This window comes from Synechococcus sp. BA-120 BA3, from assembly GCF_034931285.1.
GTDB lineage: Bacteria > Cyanobacteriota > Cyanobacteriia > PCC-6307 > Cyanobiaceae > Cyanobium.
Map to the genome: position 1 here is coordinate 1 of NZ_JAYGHZ010000019.1, position 16,121 is coordinate 16,121.

Here is a 16,121-nt window from a genome sequence, read left to right on the forward strand (position 1 = left end):
GGTCGGCCTCGTCCCAGACGGGGGCCGCCGCCGGCGGGGCGCCGCCCAGCACCAGGGTGCACTCCCCCTGGGGCGGGGTGCGTTGGAAGTGCGCCAGGGCCGCCGCCACCGTGGGGCCCACCTGCTCCTCATGGCGCTTGGTGAGCTCCCGCGCCACCTGCAGGGGCCGGTCCCCCAGCACCGCCAGCAGGTCCTCCAGCAGGGCGAGCAGCCGGTGGGGCGCCTCGAACAGCACGATGGTGCGCTCCTCGCCGGCCAGGGCCTCCAGCCGCTGGCGCCGGGGGCCACCCTTCGGCGGCAGGAAGCCCTCGAAGCAGAAGCGGCCCGTGGGCAGGCCGCTGCTCACCAGGGCGGTGGTGACGGCGCTGGGGCCGGGCACGCAGATCACCTGGAGGCCGGCGGCACGGGCGGCGGCCGCCAGCTCCTGGCCGGGATCCGACACCCCCGGCAGGCCGGCATCGCTGATCACGGCGATCGCCTCGCCCGCCGCCAGGGCCGCCAGCAGCTGGGGGATGCGGGCCGTCTGGTTGTGCTGGTGGAAGCTCAGCAGCGGCGCCTTGATGCCGAGGTGGTGCAGCAGCAGGCCGCTGCGGCGGGTGTCCTCGCAGGCGACCCGGTCGGCGCCCGCCAGCACCCGCCGGGCCCGGGGGGAGAGGTCGTCGAGGTTGCCGATGGGGGTGCCCACCAGATAGAGAACGCCGGCGGCGGGTTCGTGCTCCTGCACCGATTCCTGCACAATGCCGTTTTCCGGTCCCCATGATGCCGTCTTCCTTCGCCCTGCCCGACGGCATCGGCCGTGAGCCCCTGCTGGCGGAGCTGCGCCGGCTGGCCTGGGGGGCGGCCGACATCCTGCGGGCCTATGCCCGCGGCGACCAGCCTCCCTACGGCTTCCCGCCGGCCATGAGCGTCGACCACGGCGGCGAGGGGCCGGTCTCGGCGGCGGATTTGGCGGTCAACCGCTGGCTGCTGGATGGTCTGGCGGCGGCCTTCCCGACCGCCGGCTGGACCCTGCTCAGCGAGGAGACCGCCGCCGAGATGCTGGTGCCGGGCGAGCCCCTGGAGGCCGAATGGCTGTGGATCCTCGATCCCCTCGATGGCACCAAGGACTTCCTGCAGGGCACCGGCGAGTACGCCGTCCACCTGGCCCTGGTGCACGGCCAGCGGCCGGTGCTGGGGGTGGTGCTGCTGCCGGAGCCGGAGGAGCTCTGGTTCGGGCTGGTGGCGGCGGGCGACGCCGGCACGGGGGGGGAGGCCTGGCGCGAGAACCGGGCCGGTGAGCGCACCCCCGCCACCCTCAGCGGCCGCGGCGAGGAGTTGGTGCTGGTGGCCAGCCGCAACCACCGCGACGATCGGCTGGAGCAGCTGCTGGCCGAGCTGCGGCCGGCCCGCAGCACGGCGATCGGCAGTGTCGGCGGCAAGGTGGCCACGATCCTGCGGGGCGAGGCCGACCTCTACATCTCCCTGTCGGGCCGCAGTGCCCCCAAGGACTGGGACATGGCCGCCCCGGAGGCGGTGCTGGTCGCCGCCGGCGGCGCCTTCAGCCATGCCGATGGCCGGCCCCTCACCTACAACAGCGGTGACGTGCGCCAGGCGGGCTGCCTGATCGCCAGCCACGGCCCGGCCCACGCCGATCTCTGCCGCCGGGCGGCGGCGGCGATGGCGGTGATCGATCCGGGTTTCGCCGTCTGAGCAGGAACCAGCCGTTTCAGCAGGCGAGCAGCTCCAGCCCGCAGGTCCTGGCGGCCTCGATGAGTGCGTTGTCACGGCTGGCGAGGGGGAGACCTTCGCGCATCGCCAGTTCCAGATAGGCGGCGTCGTAGCTGGTGAGCCCGTGCTGGGCCGCCAGGCTCAGCACGTCGTGCCAGACGACGCTCGGATCAGCGGGATCGATGGTCAGATCGAGCTGAACCACAAGGGTGAGGAACTGGCTCCGATCGGCTGCGCTGATCCGGCCGCGCCGTTCGGCCATCAGCAGTACGTTGGCCAGCTCCCAGAGAAACAGCGCCGGCACACAGAGTTCAGACTCCGGCAACCGTGCCAGGAGCGCCTCTGAGGCTGCGGTGCGCTCGTCCTCGAAACACCAGGCGCAGACCGCGGAAACGTCAGCGACGAACCTCAGCACCGGCGGCCTTGATCCCGCAACTCACGGATCGAGAGGCCGTTGAGGCGCCGGCCGGTGGCGAAGCTGCGCAGACGCTCGATGGCCTGAATGCGGCGCTCACGGCCCATGGTGTTGACCGGAACCAGCCGTGCCAGGGGCCTGCCGTGGCGGGTGATCAGGATCTCCTCGCCACCAGCCACCTCCTCCAGCAGGCTGGAGAGGTGGGTTTTGGCTTCGAAGGCACCGACCGTCTTCATCGCCCCACTTCAACCAGTCGCCAACCAGTTTAGGGGCGAGGGCCTGGCCGGAAGGCCAGGCCCTCCAGTGGCGATCAGACCGCCGCCGGCTCCTGCTGGGGAACGCCCCGCAGGGTGAGGTTGATGCGGCCGCGGTTGTCGATCTCCCGCACCCGCACGGTCACCTGGTCGCCGACGTTGACGACGTCTTCGACCTTCTCGACCCGGGCTTCGGAGAGCTGGGAGATGTGGATCATCCCCTCCTTGCCGGGCAGGATCTCCACGAAGGCCCCGATCGGGATCACCCGGGTGACGGAACCGTTGAAGACCTCGCCTTCGCTGACGCGACGGGTGAGGCCCTCGATGATGCGCTGGGCCTCCTCGGCGGCGGCGCCGTCATGGCTGGCGATCGTGACGATGCCACCGTCCTCGATGTCGATCTTGGTGTTGGTGCGCTCGGTGATGCCCTTGATGGTGCGCCCGCCGGGGCCGATCACCGTGCCGATCAGTTCCGGATCGATGCGGAAGCTGAGCAGGCGCGGGGCGTGGGGGGAGAGGGTGTCGCGGGGCTTGTCGATGGCCTCGAGCATCTTGCCGAGGATGTGCAGCCGGGCCGGACGGGCCTGGTTGATCGCGTCGGCGACGGTCTTGACCGCCAGGCCGGAGATCTTCATGTCCATCTGCAGGGCGGTGATGCCCTTCTCGGTGCCGGCCACCTTGAAGTCCATGTCGCCGAGGAAGTCCTCGATGCCCTGGATGTCGGTGAGGATGCGCACCTCCTCGCCCTCCTTGATCAGACCCATGGCCGCGCCGCTCACCGGAGCCGCCAGGGGCACGCCGGCATCCATCAGGGCCAGGGTGCTGCCGCAGACCGAGCCCATGGAGGTGGAGCCGTTGGAGCTGAGGCATTCCGAGACCACCCGCAGCACGTAGGGGAAGCTCTCCTTGGAGGGCAGCACGGGGATCAGGGCCCGCTCGGCGAGGGCGCCGTGGCCGATCTCGCGGCGACCGGGGGAGCGCATCGGCCGCGTCTCACCGACCGAGTAGGGGGGGAAGTTGTAGTGGTGCAGGTAGGTCTTCTCGCTGATGGGGTTGAGGTCGTCCATCTCCTGGGCGTCGCTCGGGGTGCCGAGGGTGGCGCAGGAGAGCACCTGGGTGAGTCCCCGCTGGAACAGGCCCGTACCGTGCACCCGCTTGGGCAGCACGCTGACGGCCGCCTGGATGGGACGCACCTCGTCGAGGCTGCGGCCATCGACCCGCTTGCCCTCCACGATGATCTGCTGACGCATCAGCTTCTTGGTGAGGCTCTTGTAGGTGTTGCCCAGCAGCTTGCCGTTGCTGCTCACGGCCACCTTGATCGGATCCTCGCCGTCGAGGGCGGCGATCTTCTCGCTCACCTCGGCCTTGATGGCATCAAGCTTCTCGTCCCGTTCGGACTTCGTCTGGCTGAACTGCTTGAGCACCTCACCGATGCCCTTGGCGCATTCCTGCTCCAGGAAGGTGGGCAGGGCGGGGTCTTCGCTGCGCTCCTCGGGCAGCACCTGCTCGATGCCGAGCTCCTTGAGCAGGGCCAGCTGGGCCCGGATCAGTTCGCCGACGGCCTCGTAGCCGAAGTCGATGGCCTCGATCACGTCCTGTTCGGGCAGCTGGTTGGCGCCCGCTTCCACCATCACCACGCCGGAGGGGGTGCCGGCCACCACCAGATCGAGCTCGCTGCGCTCGATCTCGCGGAAGCTGGGGTTGAGCACGAAGTCGTCACCCAGCAGGCCGACGCGCACGGCGGCCATGGGGCCCATGAAGGGGATCTTTGCCAGCAGGGTGGCCATCGAGGCGCCGGTGACGGCGAGCACATCGGGCGGTACCCGCTCATCGAGCGACATGCAGGTGGCGACGATCTGCAGGTCGTCCCGCAGCCAGCCCGGGAACAGGGGCCGCATCGGCCGGTCGATCAGGCGGCAGGTGAGGATGGCCCGCTCGGGGGGGCGTGCCTCCCGGCGGAAGAAGCTGCCGGGGATGCGGCCGGCGGCATAGAGGCGTTCTTCGTAGTCGCAGATCAGGGGCAGGAAATCGATGCCCTCCCGGCCTTTCGAGCGGGTGGCGGTGACCAGAATTGCCGTATCACCGCATTCCACCATCACCGAGCCCCCGGCCTGGGGCGCAAATCGGCCGCTGGTCAGCCGGATCTCCCGACCATCGAAGGAGATCGACTGAGTGTGTCCTTGCACTGGGCGTTATGTCCGTTTTGTTGTCGCCGACCATTCTCGCATCCGCCCTTCCGGGCCATGAAGAAGGCGCCCCGCGGGGCGCCTGGTGCGACGCAAAGCCGTTGCGGTGAAAGGGCGAAAGCCCCCGAATCACCAGCTGGACTTGACCACGCCGGGGAGCTCGCCCTTGTGGGCGCGCTCGCGCAGCTGGTTGCGGCAGAGGCCGAAATCGCGGTAGTAGCCGCGGGGCTTGCCGGTGGCCCAGCAGCGGTTGCGGATGCGGTTGGGGGCGCTGTTGCGGGGCAGCGACTGCAGCTTGCGGTGGATCTCCAGGCGCTCCATCGGATCGCCGGCCGCATCGAAGGCCTCCTTGAGGGCGGCACGGCGCGCTGCGAAGCGCTCCACGATCTTGCGGCGCTTCACGTCACGCGCGATCATCGACTTCTTCGCCATGCGGCCGGAGGAGGGGGAAACTTCAGCCCGCCATCGTACCGTCCGGCCCGCCCTGCTGACCCCGGACCCCCAGGTTCAGGGGCCCGGGTGGCTGGGGCAGAGATCGGCCAGGCCGCAGCCGGCGCAGCGGGGCTTGCGGGCCACGCAGACGGCCCGGCCATGGAAGATCAGCCGGATCGAGAGGTTCTCCCATTCCGGCCGCGGCACCAGCTGCATCAGGTCGGGTTCGATCTTCCTGGGGTCGCTGTGGCGGGTGAGGCGCAGGCGGTTGGCGAGCCGCTTCACGTGGGTGTCGACGGTGACGCCGGCATTGATGCCGAAGGCGTGGGCCAGCACCACGTTGGCGGTCTTGCGGGCCACCCCCGGCAGGGGCAGCAGCTCCTCCATCGACGCCGGCACGGCGCCCCCGTGCCGTTCCATCAGCAGGCGGGAGGCGGCAACGATGTGCTTCGCCTTGTTGCGGTAGAAGCCTGTCGACTGCACGTAGGGCTCTACGGCGTCGCTTTCGACCGCCGCGGCGGCGGCGGCATCGGGAAAGCGCTCGAACAGGGCCGGCGTCACCTTGTTGACGCGCTCATCGGTGCACTGGGCCGAGAGCATGGTGGCCACCAGCAGCTCCCAGGGGGTGCGCCAGTCGAGGGAACAGGTGGCCTCCGGGTAGAGGACGCCGAGCCGCTCAAGGATCAGCGGCGCCCGGGTGCGGGGGCTGGGGAAGCGGGGCACCTCAGCGGCTGAGCAGCTGCTGGATGGCGGGCAACTGGCTGGTGTCCTTGACGATCAGCACCAGGGAGAGGCCCACCAGGAAGACGAAGCCCGACTGCATGAAGGCCATCTGGAAGCGGTCAGGCAGGGGGCGGCCCCGCACCCCTTCCAGCAGCAGCAGGGCGAACTGGCCGCCGTCCAGCAGGGGCAGGGGCAGGGCGTTGAGCACCGCCAGGTTGATCGAGATCAGGGCGGTGAACAGGAACAGGCTGCTGCCCCCCTGGCTGGCCAGCGACGCCCCCATCTCGACGATCTTCACCGGCCCCGACACCTGGGGCGCCGTTTCGCCGAAGTGGGTGAGCAGGGTGCCGAAGCCTTCCACGGTGCGGCGGGTGAGCACGACGAAGTCGTGGTTGGCCTGCAGGATCGGCTCCAGCGGGCTTGTGGCCGGCCGGAAGGACTCGCGGCCGTTGGGCTGCAGCTGGGCGCCGATGCGGCCGATGCCGCCGCTGCCCGTGGGGGTGAGGGGCAGTTGCAGCAGGGTGCCGTTGCGGTCGGCCTGCAGGCGCAGGGTGCGGCCGGGGGCGTCCTTGATGCGCTCCACCAGGGCCATCACCGCGTCCTGGCCGCCGGCCAGGGGGGTGCCGTCGACCGCCACGATGCGATCGCCGGGCTGCAGGCCGGAGCCGTCGGCCGCCTGGCCGGGCTGCACGGCGGCCACCACCACACCGGGGGTGGTGCTGAAGCCCGAGGGGATGCCGAGCACCAGGCCCTGGGCCAGCAGCACGCTCCAGGCCAGCAGCAGGTTGGCGATCACGCCGGCGGCGATCACCAGGGCCCGCTGGGGCAGGGGCCGGTTGCCCATCAGGTCGGGATCGTCGGCGGCGATGCTGCTGTCGTCCTCGTCGTCGGGGAAGGCCACGAAGCCGCCCAGGGGGATGGCCCGCAGGGCGAACAGGACGCCGCGGCGCTTCCGCTGGATCAGGGCGGGCCCGAAGCCGATCGAGAAGCCACTGACCCGGATGCCCTGCCAGGTGGCGGCGAAGAAGTGGCCGGCCTCGTGCACCACGATCAGGCCCGCCAGGATCGCCAGCGCCGTCAGTACACCCATTCCGTTGCCCGGCTCCGTTGGCCCCATTCTGCGGGAACCGCCGCGCCGCCGGGACGCTGGCGCGGCCGGAGGGGAGGGATCGCATGACCCCGTCGATGGGCGGGTCTGCCTGCATGGCCGAGCAACAGACCGGTGGAGAGACGCCGGAGGAGCAGGCCGCGCCTGAGCTCCAGGAATTGCGCACGTCCCTGCGCCACGCCCTGCCCGGTGGTGTCTCGGCCAGAATCCGGCTGTCCACGGGTCGCACCGTCTATGTGACGGTGGGCGACGTCAGCCGCACGGGCGCCTGTGTGGTGCGCCGGGGCTCCCTCGAAGTGACGACCGATGAGGAGGTGCTGCTCGACATCAGTGACTACGAGCAGCACCAGAGCGTCTCCCTGCCGGCGCGGGTCCAGTGGGTGAACACCCGCAGTTACAACACCCTGGTGGGCCTGGCGTTCAGCGACGGCCCGTTGCTGCCCGGCACCATGCTCGACCAATACCTCGACCAGACCCTGCAGATGCGCGGCAATTTCGAAGGTTGAGTCTCGCCCGAACGCTGCAACCGAACCGCTCCGTCATGGCGGCAACCAGCGGCAGGACTAGGCTGATGCCCCAGGTTGATCGTGTCCATACACTGATCCTCAACCGGGCCCGCTTCCTGTACGCGCCGTGACTCCCAAGCTTCTCCTGCACCTGCTTTCTGCGCGCTCCGGTGGGCGACGCGGCCAGTCGGGTTTTTCGATGCTGGCGGGCATCCTGATTCTGCTGGCATTGGTGGCAGGAACGGTCGGGCTGACCACCCTCACCGCCAGCAACCTCCTGGCCAGCCGCAAGCAGGACACCCGCAGCGACGCCCTTTCGGTGGCTGAAGCCGGTGCCGACCAGGTCATCGCGGTGCTCAACCAGGTGGAGAACCGCAAGATGCTGGTGTCCGGTCAGCGGATGAACCAGTGGTCCACGGCCGATTTCACCAGTCCCTGCCGCGATAAGGACAACAAGACGCCAGGGGCTCCCACCAGCACGGCTCGCAGCCTCGGGGATGGCCAGTTCCGCAACCTCGACGACTTGGTGGCCAACACCGGCGACCGTCGCTTCGCCCTCAAGTCGGTCACTTTTGCGGCGGGTCAGCCAGGCAATGCCAATCGCCGCAGCGACTCTGTTACCACGACGGCCGGTTCGGGCACCACGGTCAACAAGGGAAGCTTCAGCAGCGACTTGATCAATCTGAATGATCCTGCCAAATCTGGCATCCAACAGGCCGGCTTCAACAAGGGATACATCACCCTCACAGTTGAGGGTCAGGTGGTCAGAAATGGCGTGGTGCAATCCACCGCCACGGTGACGCGCGAATTCGAAGTGCTGCCCAAATGTTGCGGGGCTTCCCTCGGTTCAGGTGGCTCCGGTGGCCGACAGCTAAATGAAAGCAAAGATCCCTTAATTGCTGGACAATCCCTGGGCGGGGAAAGCCGATTCTGCGGGGTGGAGTTCGGCATGATCGCCGGCCTCAATGGCGGCACGGTGTGGAGCAATGCCGCCAACGACCGCTTCACCAAGCGGGTGTCCTCCACGAAGGTCACGAACATCCTCAACGTCCTCGGCATCGTTGCCAAGGACGGTGACCCCTTCGATCGCGCTTCGAACCGGGTGGTGCCGAACAAGTTCTCCACCGCGATTCCCGACGTCTGTGATCCGGCCCGCTGGTTCGGCAGTTCGCCTGGGTGCGGCACCAGCTGGATCGGGCTGGCCAACGCCACCCCCAGCGCCTTCTACGGCACCCAGGATGACATTCTGGGCCTCTCGATCTCCGGCATCCCGATCATCCCCTCGGCCATCACCCTGCCCACGATCGGCAGCCAGGTCACGGCCGGGAAGTACGCCTTCACCTGGTCTTCCGGCGGAGGTCCGGCCCAGCGGGTGGATCCGAGCATCGACGGGGGCCAGCGCTACCCCACCTTGAATCCTTCCGGGAGCGGCGGTTTCCGCTATCGCTTCCGCACGCGCAACGACACCAGCCCGCCGCGCATCGAGGTGTGCAATGCCTCCCCCACCAGCATCGGTGGCACTGGATTTCCCTGCACCAACACCTCCTGGACGTCGCTGAGCGGCACGGCCGGCACGGTGGACAACCTGGAGGATTTCGAAGGAATGACGGGGGGCTCTAAGGCAAGTACCCGCTACCGGTCGGCCTACACCAACGCTACGAAGAACGCCCATCCCAACTGGGTGAACCTCGGCAACTGGCAGTGGTATGCCATTGACCGGAATAACAATGATACCAATGCTGGCACGAACCGCGTGCGGTTGGCTTCGGTCGGTGGCGATAACCACATTCAGCTCGGTGTCGGCGGCACGATGAGTGCGCTGCAGAATGGCATCTGCCGCACCGCCGACCTCAGTGGCAACCTTGGGCGCGCCACTCTTTCCTTTAAGCAGTCGGGCAGTTCTCAGGTGGATCCTGCCGATGAAATCTGGGTTCAGGTGAGAATCGGTTCCGCCTCCACCACGACCCAGTGCACCGGCGGCACCGGTACCAACATCACCAACAGTTGGGTGACGGTGGCCACGTTCCCTGGTGTGAACGACGGCATCAAGACCAATGAGGTGACTCGTGTGGTGAGCTTGGCCGATTACCAGAATGCCAACACCCGAATACGGATCATCAACGGCACGAGAACCTCAAACAATGAGATCCATGCGATCGACGACATCAACCTGCGCTTGAGCGACTGGTGCGAATACTCGGCTTCATCACCTGCCTCGGCAGCGCCTGGTTTCCATTGCCTTGGGCCGATCTTCAACCTCGACCCTGACTCTTCCAGCCTCACCGGTGGCTTTGTCACGATGGATGCCAGCGGCGGCCCTATTTCTTTCTACTACAACCGAACCGATGACTTGCGTGGGTCGTCGTACTCCACGGCCAAGCCTGCCAACGGCAGCAGCCCGCTGATCACCATCGGCTCCTCTGCCGCCATTGAGCTGGTGAAATGCGCAGGCGGCCCGAGCAACACCTGCTCCACTCCCGTGCCGGAAACGGAGGTGGCCCTGGTGGGGGATCCGGACAACCTCAACTTCTTCGGCCGCGATGCCGGCCAGCTGCAGGTGGTGCGCTTCGGCATCCTGCCTTCGGGTTCCGGCAGCAGCGCCACGGGCCGCATCGCCGGGGCCTGGTTCTACATGCCGGTGGGCTACTTCGAGATGCGCACCTTCGGTTGCGCGGGTTTCCCCAATGCCTCCGCCGCCCAGCGGGCCATCTTCAACAGCGACGATGGCTGGATCTTCAGCGGCCGGATCTGGACCCAGTCGTTCAAGCCCTGCGGCGATGTGCACATCCGGCTGCCGCCCTCCTCGGCCTCCAACCTGGGGGCGGTGATCGCCGCCAGCTCCCTGCTCGATGACATCAACTTCGTTCCATGGATTGGTGAAGAATGGGTGGCCCGCAGCGTCACCAATGCCCGCAACTACGGTCCATGAACCGCCCTAATCCCACGGCTAACGGCGGGTTCACCATCGTTGAGCCCCTCATCCTGCTGGTGATGCTGCTGATTGTGAGTTCTGGCACATCTGTTTTGATTGACAGCATCAATCGCAGCTCGGTGAGTGCCCGTCTACAGATCAAGATCAACGAGGATATCGAATCCGATATCGCCACCGTCCGTGGCGTGGCCGACCGCCTCACCTGCTGCTCTGGCACCTGCCTGGTGGCCACACTCAACGCCGCTACCGGCCTGGCCACCTTCCCCTCGCGTGATTCAGGCACCGCCACCGCCTCCTGTCTCACCAACAACCCACGCAGTAGCGCCTTCTTCTTCCCCACCGAAGACGACACCACCACCTCATCCCCAATCCCGGGTTCCACATCGGCCCGCGAGCCCGATGCGGTGACAGAATTTTGTGCCAATAACACCACCACATCGCCGGTGATGACACCCTTGCTTACGGCCGTCAACGCCCTTCCCAATCCCTTAGCAGCCCGGAACATCAACCGCGTCGTCAGCATTCAGCCGAACAAGGTGCTTCGCGTGATTTATAGGGAGACCGTTCCCACCGCCAGGGATCTACGGCTGATCAGCATCGTGCCGCCAATGGCCAATTTCTGCACATGATCGATCCCATCCCGCCAGCGCGATCCCGGCCATGGGTCCAGGGCTTCACCACCATGGAGATCATGGTCACCGTGGCGGTGCTCGGCGTGGTGGCGGCCGTGGTGGTGCCGGCCAACCAGGTGCAGTGGCGGCGGGAGCGGGTCAATGCCGCCGCCCTCGAGCTCACCTCCTGGCTGGAGGTGATCGCCCGCACGCCCGACCAGACCGGCGCCACCTGCACCGTCACCGTCACCACCGGCACCAACCGGGCCGCGGGGGCCCTGCTGGCAACTGTGGTTTCGAACCCCTCCGGCGTGGCCTGTGCGCCAGAAGCCACGCTGAATCTTCCTGCAACCGTGCTGGGGGCCGCCTCCTACAACGTGGGGGCTTCGTCCAATACCATCACCTTCACCCCGCGGGGGGCCGTTTCCAGCGCGGTCCCCATCCAGGTGCGCATCAGCGTCGACGGCCAACTGCCCCTGCGCTGCGTTCAGGTCACCGGCCTGCTGGGGCTGCTGCGGCTGGGGAACAACAACACTACCGGCAATGTTGGCACCGCCTGCGACGCCAGTCAGTTCAACCGCGCATGAAGCATCTCCATCGCCCCCACGCCGCCAACCCAGGCTTCACCCTGGTGGAACTCCTGGTGGGGGTGGTTGTCGGGGGCATTGCCCTGGCCTCGATCGCCAGCGTGGCGGTGAGCCACATCCGCACCACCAGCCGGGTCACCTGGAACACCCAGGTGCAGCGCGACATCGCCAAGATGAATTCCTTCCTGGCGGTGGAATCCCGCGAGGCCTGCGCGTTCTCCGCAGGGGCGGCGGCCCCCACGGACTGGGTCAACGGCGCGACGATGCCTACCCCCTCCCCCTGCACCACGCCCTGCACCACCGGAGCCGCCAACGAAGTGCGGCTGCTGGTCCCGTTCAACACCGACGTGAACGCGGCTCCGATCTCGCGGGTGATCCGTTTCTACACGGCGGTGAATGGCACCACCGGCCTCACCGAGCTGCGTCGCGACGGGCCCGCGATCACTGCCACTGGCCAGCTCAATCAGACCACCAACCTGACCGGATCGGTGCTGGTCGATGGGGTCAACACCTTCACGGCCAACGTCTCGCCCGATTGCCGCACCGTGACCCTGCAACTCAGCCTGGATGTCCCCAACAACGGCGGCACCACCCCCCTGGAGTCGATCACGCTCACCACCGGTGTGCGGATGTTCTCCTAAGCCGCCGGCATGGCCTGGGACCACGGCTATTACTCCCACTCCACCTACACCAGCGGCTTCTTCCGGGAACTGACCCCAGGCTGGCTGGATTTTGCCGCCCTGCTCAAGGGCCATTCCCCCCCCCGCAGCGACGAGGGTCAGCCGTTTCAGTACCTCGAACTCGGCTGCGGCATGGGTTTCGGCCTCTGCCTGCTGGCGGCGCTCCACCCGGAGGGTACGTTTCTCGGCATCGACTTCAATCCCTCCCACATCAGCCACGCCGAGGGGCTGCGCCGCCGGCTGGCGCTCACCAACGTGCGCTTTCTGGAGGCCGATTTCCTCGCCCTGGCCGAGGATCCATCCCTGCTCGGACCGGGCCCGGCCTGCGGTGGCGGCTACCACTACGTGGCCGCCCACGGCATCGCCACCTGGGTGAGCGAGCCGGTGCAGCAGGCCCTGTTCGCCGTGGCGTCCGCGGCCCTGCGGCCGGCCGGACTGTTCTACTGCTCCTACAACACCCATCCGGGCTGGCTGGGGCGCACCACCTTCCAGACGCTCTACACCCTGGAGCGCCGGCGGGCCGATCCCGCCGATCCCCGTGCCCCGTTGCGTCGGGCCATCGCCGCCATGCAGTCCCTGCTTGGCTGCGACGACCAGCCCTCGGCCCTGCGGCATGCCATACCCCAGTTGGGGGAGGATCTCGCCGGCCTCAATCCCGACCATTTCGATTACCTCTGCGGTGAGTTCGCCAACGACGGCTGGCAACCGCTCTACGTGGCCGACCTTCACCAGCGGTGTCAGGCCCACAAGCTGCATCCCCTCGGCACGGCCACCCTGCCCGAGGCTTTCGAGCAGTTGCTGGCCCCGTCCCTGCAGGGCCCGATCTTTGCGGAGGTCAATCCCCTGATCCGCCAGACCATGATCGACCTGGCCACCAACAAGGCGTTTCGCCGCGATGTCTTCGTCAAGGGGCTGGATCCCCTCACCCTTCCGGACGCGGAGGTGAGGATCGGTGCCCTGGGCCTGCGGGCGCTGCAACGGCCATCAGCCCCTGCCGATGGCCCGCCGTCGTTCAGCTTCAGCACCAGCTTCGGCCAGGTGCAGGGGGATCCGGCCGTCTATGGCCCGATCCTCGAACGACTGGCGGCAGGAGCCTGCACGGTCTCCGAACTGCAGGAGCACGGTGGCCAGTCGGCGGTGGAGCTGCTGATGATCCTGGCCCTGTTCCTCGATGCCGGCTGGATTGGCTTCGACCGCAGCCGCCAGGCCGGAGCCGCCAAGCTGAATGCCCAGGCCCAGCGCTGCAACGGCGTGCTGATGGAGCTGATCGCCGGGGGGCGACCCTATGGCTCCCTGCTGCTTCCCGAGGTGGGTACGGTCCTGCCGGTCACCCTGGTGGATGTGCTGATTCACAAGGCCATGGCCCAGGGGCTCCAGGAGCCGATGCTCAGCACCTGCGTGCTGATGGGCCTGGAGCAGATGGGCGTGCACCTGCTGGCCCCGGACAAGAGCCCGATCAGCGATCCTGAGGCGCAGCTGACGCGCCTGGCGTCGCTCATCGCCGATTTTCGCGAGCAACGGTTGCCCACCCTCGAGCGCCTCGGGGGCCTGCCTAAGCCGAAGCGGCGCTGATCGCCTCGGCCCCGAAGTAAGGCACCAGCGCCGCCGGCAGCCGGACGCTGCCGTCCGGTTGCTGGCCCGCCTCCAGCAGGGCGGCCATGGTGCGGCCCACCGCCAGGCCGCTGCCGTTGAGGGTGTGGAGCAGGCGGGTGGTCTTGCCGTCGCGGCAGCGGATCGAGGCCCGCCGGGCCTGGAAGTCGCCGCAGGTGCTGCAGCTGGAGATCTCCCGGTAGGTGCCGGCGCCCGCCAGCCACACCTCCAGGTCGTAGGTGCGGGCGGCGGAGAAGCCCAGATCGCCCGTGCACAGCTCCAGCCGCCGGTAGGGCAGCTCCAGGGCCTCCAGGATCGCCTCGGCATCGCGGGTGAGCTGCTCATGGGCCGCCTCGGAGTCCTCCGGGGCCACGAACCAGTAGAGCTCCACCTTGTTGAACTGGTGCAGCCGGATCAGGCCGCGGGTGTCACGGCCGTAGGAGCCGGCCTCGCGGCGGAAACAGGGGGTGTAGGCGGCGTACTTCAGCGGCAGCTGCTCGGCGGCCAGCACCTCGCCGCGATGCAGGGACGTGACCGGCACCTCGGCGGTGGGGGTGAGCCAGAGGTCGTCGTCGGCGCAGCGGAAGCTCTCCTCGGCGAACTTGGGCAGCTGGCCGGAGCCGGTGAGGCTGGCGGTGTTCACCAGCACCGGCGGCAGCACCTCGGTGTAGCCCCGCTGGCCGTGGCGATCGAGCATGAAGCTGATCAGGGCCCGCTCCAGCCGGGCGCCCTGGCCCAGCAGGGTGACGAAGCGGCTCTGGGCGATGCGCACCGAGCGCTCGGTGTCGACGATGCCGAGCCGCTCGGCGATCTGCCAGTGCTCCTGCAGCTCCTCGCCCTCAGCGGCAAGCCGCGGCGTGCCCCAGCGCTTCACCTCGACGTTGTCGGCCTCGCTGCGGCCGCTGGGGCAGAGGGGCGAGGGCAGGTTGGGCAGCACCATCAGCTGCTCCATCAGCTGGGCCTCGATCCCCTTCTCCTGCTCCTCCAGCTCCCCCACCTGCCGCTTGATCCGGTTGCCCTGCTCCCGCAGCTCCTTCACCTCCTCGCCGCCCGGGGCGGCGCCGGCCCGGATACGCTCGCCCACCTCCTTGCCGATGCGGTTGCCCTCCGCCTGCAGCTCACTGCGCCGCTGCTCCAGGTCGCGGGCGTCCAGGGCCAGCTGGCGCAGGCCTGAGAGGTCGGTGGCCATGCCGCGCCGCGCCAGGGGGCCGGTGATCAGCGTCGGGTCGTTGCGCAGCAGGCGCTGATCCAGCACGGGAGGGCCCATCGTCTTGGGGGCAGCCTACGGACCGGCGTCCCAGGTGGGCACCGGGCCTACACTTGGCGGACCATCTGACCACCTGACCATGCGAGCTGTTGGTCTGGCTGAAGCGAAAGCGCAGCTCTCCGCCCTTCTGGATGCGGTCGAGATGGGTGACGAGGTGGTGATCACCCGCCGCGGCCAGCCTGTGGCCCGGCTGGTGCGGGAACGTCCTGCCCCAGAGGAGGAAGGTCCGCTGTCTTGGCCGGAGCGGCTGCGGCGGTTCCACGACCACCAGCCCCCCTTTGCGGGGAGCGCGGTGGCCCTCGTCGATGAGCTGCGGCGGGATCGGGGATGACGCCCCGACGCCGGGACCCGTTGGTGGCAACCTATGTCGACACCTGCGTGCTGCTGTCGCTTTTCCTGAACGACACCGGTTTCCCTGCGGCGGAGCGGTGGTTTCTCAACCAGGGCCCTGCGCCGCTCTGGATCAGCCACTGGGTGCTGGTGGAGTTCGCCGCCGTGGTGGCCCTCTGCGTACGCCGGGGTGCCCTCAGCGAAGACCGTGCCGGGGCCATTCACGCTGAATTCGACTGTTTCCGCCGCGAGCGCCTGCGATTGCTGGAACCGCGGGGCACCGATTTCCTGCAGGCCAGGCAGTGGTTGCAGGAGCTGGGGAGCCTGCCGCTGCGCGGTGGGGATGCCCTCCACCTGGCCATCGCCAGCCGTGAGGCGTTGGTCCTCGCCACAGCCGACCAGGCGCTGATCAGGGTCGCCGCCGCCCTGGGCCTGAGCCACCACGCGATCAGCCCTGATCCTTAGCTCGACGGACCGGCGGTTCCTTCGATCACCTGGCGATCACAGCGGCTGTAGGCCTCGGCGGCGGTGGGCAGCAGATCCATGCCGTTACGGATCTCGGGCGGCAGCAGCCGTTCCAGCTCGGCCACGGCCGCGTCGTAGGCCTGCTGGGCTTCGATGTACGCCTCGCTGCCGGGGGCGTGGTGCTTCTGGGCCACCATCCAGGGCTTGGCGGCGTTGGTGAGGCGGGCCGAAGCGGCCTTCACGTCCTCCTGGTGCACCCGGCAGTAGCGGTAGCGATCGATGGGGGCCGGGGCCGCCGCAGGCGGCACGGCCACCGGCGGGCCGGAGG

General features: G+C 68.4%; 18 protein-coding genes. 9 read left to right on the plus strand and 9 right to left on the minus strand.

Going from position 1 to position 16,121, the window contains the following annotated elements; all coding sequences use genetic code 11:
• On the minus strand, positions 1–724 hold a 724-nt coding region (rsmI, locus tag VB737_RS01890; protein WP_500310656.1), incomplete at its 3' end, for a 16S rRNA (cytidine(1402)-2'-O)-methyltransferase.
• 32 nt (positions 725–756) lie between these two features.
• Between rsmI and VB737_RS01895 the strand changes: the two genes are divergently transcribed.
• Positions 757–1,689 (plus strand): 3'(2'),5'-bisphosphate nucleotidase CysQ, encoded by a 933-nt coding sequence (locus tag VB737_RS01895; RefSeq protein WP_500310658.1) that lies wholly within the window; start codon positions 757–759, stop codon positions 1,687–1,689.
• 16 nt (positions 1,690–1,705) lie between these two features.
• Here VB737_RS01895 and VB737_RS01900 read toward each other — a convergent pair whose 3' ends face one another.
• From VB737_RS01900 to rseP, 6 genes are all read right to left on the minus strand, one after another.
• Positions 1,706–2,122, minus strand: coding sequence for a type II toxin-antitoxin system VapC family toxin (locus VB737_RS01900; RefSeq protein WP_500310659.1), 417 nt, complete (start codon positions 2,120–2,122; stop codon positions 1,706–1,708).
• On the minus strand, positions 2,116–2,358 hold the full coding sequence (locus VB737_RS01905) for a type II toxin-antitoxin system Phd/YefM family antitoxin (protein ID WP_500310661.1): 243 nt from the start codon (positions 2,356–2,358) through the stop codon (positions 2,116–2,118). Before VB737_RS01905 ends, VB737_RS01900 begins: the two co-directional genes overlap by 7 nt.
• Before the next feature lie 74 nt (positions 2,359–2,432).
• Positions 2,433–4,562: a polyribonucleotide nucleotidyltransferase gene (locus tag VB737_RS01910; protein ID WP_500310663.1), complete on the minus strand. Its 2,130-nt coding sequence runs from the start codon at positions 4,560–4,562 to the stop codon at positions 2,433–2,435.
• A 129-nt stretch (positions 4,563–4,691) separates the two neighbouring features.
• Complete coding sequence (rpsN, locus tag VB737_RS01915) at positions 4,692–4,994, minus strand: 30S ribosomal protein S14 (protein ID WP_043325519.1); 303 nt, start codon at positions 4,992–4,994, stop codon at positions 4,692–4,694.
• Between the two features lie 75 nt (positions 4,995–5,069).
• The gene (nth, locus tag VB737_RS01920; protein ID WP_500310665.1) at positions 5,070–5,717 is read right to left on the minus strand and encodes an endonuclease III; all 648 of its coding nucleotides are present in this window, start codon (positions 5,715–5,717) and stop codon (positions 5,070–5,072) included.
• 1 nt (position 5,718) lies between these two features.
• Positions 5,719–6,807 (minus strand): RIP metalloprotease RseP, encoded by a 1,089-nt coding sequence (rseP, locus tag VB737_RS01925; RefSeq protein WP_500310667.1) that lies wholly within the window; start codon positions 6,805–6,807, stop codon positions 5,719–5,721.
• 113 nt (positions 6,808–6,920) lie between these two features.
• Here rseP and VB737_RS01930 point away from each other — a divergent pair, with 113 nt between their 5' ends.
• The 6 genes from VB737_RS01930 to VB737_RS01955 all read left to right on the plus strand — a co-directional run bounded on the left by VB737_RS01930 (position 6,921) and on the right by VB737_RS01955 (position 13,713).
• Complete coding sequence (locus VB737_RS01930) at positions 6,921–7,331, plus strand: PilZ domain-containing protein (protein ID WP_500310669.1); 411 nt, start codon at positions 6,921–6,923, stop codon at positions 7,329–7,331.
• Positions 7,332–7,857: 526 nt separating this feature from the next.
• On the plus strand, positions 7,858–10,260 hold the full coding sequence (locus VB737_RS01935) for a hypothetical protein (RefSeq protein ID WP_500310671.1): 2,403 nt from the start codon (positions 7,858–7,860) through the stop codon (positions 10,258–10,260).
• Complete coding sequence (locus VB737_RS01940) at positions 10,257–10,892, plus strand: hypothetical protein (protein ID WP_500310672.1); 636 nt, start codon at positions 10,257–10,259, stop codon at positions 10,890–10,892. Before VB737_RS01935 ends, VB737_RS01940 begins: the two co-directional genes overlap by 4 nt.
• Complete coding sequence (locus VB737_RS01945; protein ID WP_500310674.1) at positions 10,889–11,461, plus strand: prepilin-type N-terminal cleavage/methylation domain-containing protein; 573 nt, start codon at positions 10,889–10,891, stop codon at positions 11,459–11,461. Before VB737_RS01940 ends, VB737_RS01945 begins: the two co-directional genes overlap by 4 nt.
• Positions 11,458–12,102, plus strand: a complete 645-nt coding sequence (locus tag VB737_RS01950; RefSeq protein WP_500310676.1) for a prepilin-type N-terminal cleavage/methylation domain-containing protein — start codon at positions 11,458–11,460, stop codon at positions 12,100–12,102. Before VB737_RS01945 ends, VB737_RS01950 begins: the two co-directional genes overlap by 4 nt.
• A gap of 9 nt (positions 12,103–12,111) precedes the next feature.
• On the plus strand, positions 12,112–13,713 hold the full coding sequence (locus VB737_RS01955) for a class I SAM-dependent methyltransferase (RefSeq protein ID WP_500310678.1): 1,602 nt from the start codon (positions 12,112–12,114) through the stop codon (positions 13,711–13,713).
• Here the strand turns inward: VB737_RS01955 and serS are convergent.
• Positions 13,694–14,986 carry a serine--tRNA ligase gene (gene serS, locus VB737_RS01960; RefSeq protein ID WP_500310679.1) on the minus strand — a complete coding sequence of 431 codons (1,293 nt, stop codon included), beginning with the start codon at positions 14,984–14,986 and terminating at the stop codon, positions 13,694–13,696. The two genes, VB737_RS01955 and serS, sit on opposite strands and share 20 nt — an antisense overlap.
• A 91-nt stretch (positions 14,987–15,077) precedes the next feature.
• Between serS and VB737_RS01965 the strand changes: the two genes are divergently transcribed.
• Positions 15,078–15,329 (plus strand): type II toxin-antitoxin system Phd/YefM family antitoxin, encoded by a 252-nt coding sequence (locus VB737_RS01965; protein ID WP_500310680.1) that lies wholly within the window; start codon positions 15,078–15,080, stop codon positions 15,327–15,329.
• Between the two features lie 23 nt (positions 15,330–15,352).
• Positions 15,353–15,793: a type II toxin-antitoxin system VapC family toxin gene (locus VB737_RS01970; RefSeq protein WP_500310682.1), complete on the plus strand. Its 441-nt coding sequence runs from the start codon at positions 15,353–15,355 to the stop codon at positions 15,791–15,793.
• On the opposite strand, the gene VB737_RS01975 is transcribed toward VB737_RS01970, so the two are convergent.
• On the minus strand, positions 15,790–16,121 hold a 332-nt coding region (locus VB737_RS01975; protein WP_500310684.1), incomplete at its 5' end, for a hypothetical protein. The genes VB737_RS01970 and VB737_RS01975 overlap by 4 nt on opposite strands.

Bases quoted from the DNA above. Each gene is read 5' to 3' on its own strand.
- VB737_RS01930 (WP_500310669.1), top strand. From the start codon at position 6,921: ATGGCCGAGCAACAGACCGGTGGAGAGACGCCGGAGGAGCAGGCCGCG.
- VB737_RS01895 (WP_500310658.1), top strand. From the start codon at position 757: ATGATGCCGTCTTCCTTCGCCCTGCCCGACGGCATCGGCCGTGAGCCC.
- VB737_RS01955 (WP_500310678.1), top strand. From the start codon at position 12,112: ATGGCCTGGGACCACGGCTATTACTCCCACTCCACCTACACCAGCGGC.
- VB737_RS01940 (WP_500310672.1), top strand. From the start codon at position 10,257: ATGAACCGCCCTAATCCCACGGCTAACGGCGGGTTCACCATCGTTGAG.
- VB737_RS01945 (WP_500310674.1), top strand. From the start codon at position 10,889: ATGATCGATCCCATCCCGCCAGCGCGATCCCGGCCATGGGTCCAGGGC.
- VB737_RS01965 (WP_500310680.1), top strand. From the start codon at position 15,078: ATGCGAGCTGTTGGTCTGGCTGAAGCGAAAGCGCAGCTCTCCGCCCTT.
- VB737_RS01905 (WP_500310661.1), bottom strand. From the start codon at position 2,358: ATGAAGACGGTCGGTGCCTTCGAAGCCAAAACCCACCTCTCCAGCCTG.
- rseP (WP_500310667.1), bottom strand. From the start codon at position 6,807: ATGGGTGTACTGACGGCGCTGGCGATCCTGGCGGGCCTGATCGTGGTG.
- rpsN (WP_043325519.1), bottom strand. From the start codon at position 4,994: ATGGCGAAGAAGTCGATGATCGCGCGTGACGTGAAGCGCCGCAAGATC.
- VB737_RS01950 (WP_500310676.1), top strand. From the start codon at position 11,458: ATGAAGCATCTCCATCGCCCCCACGCCGCCAACCCAGGCTTCACCCTG.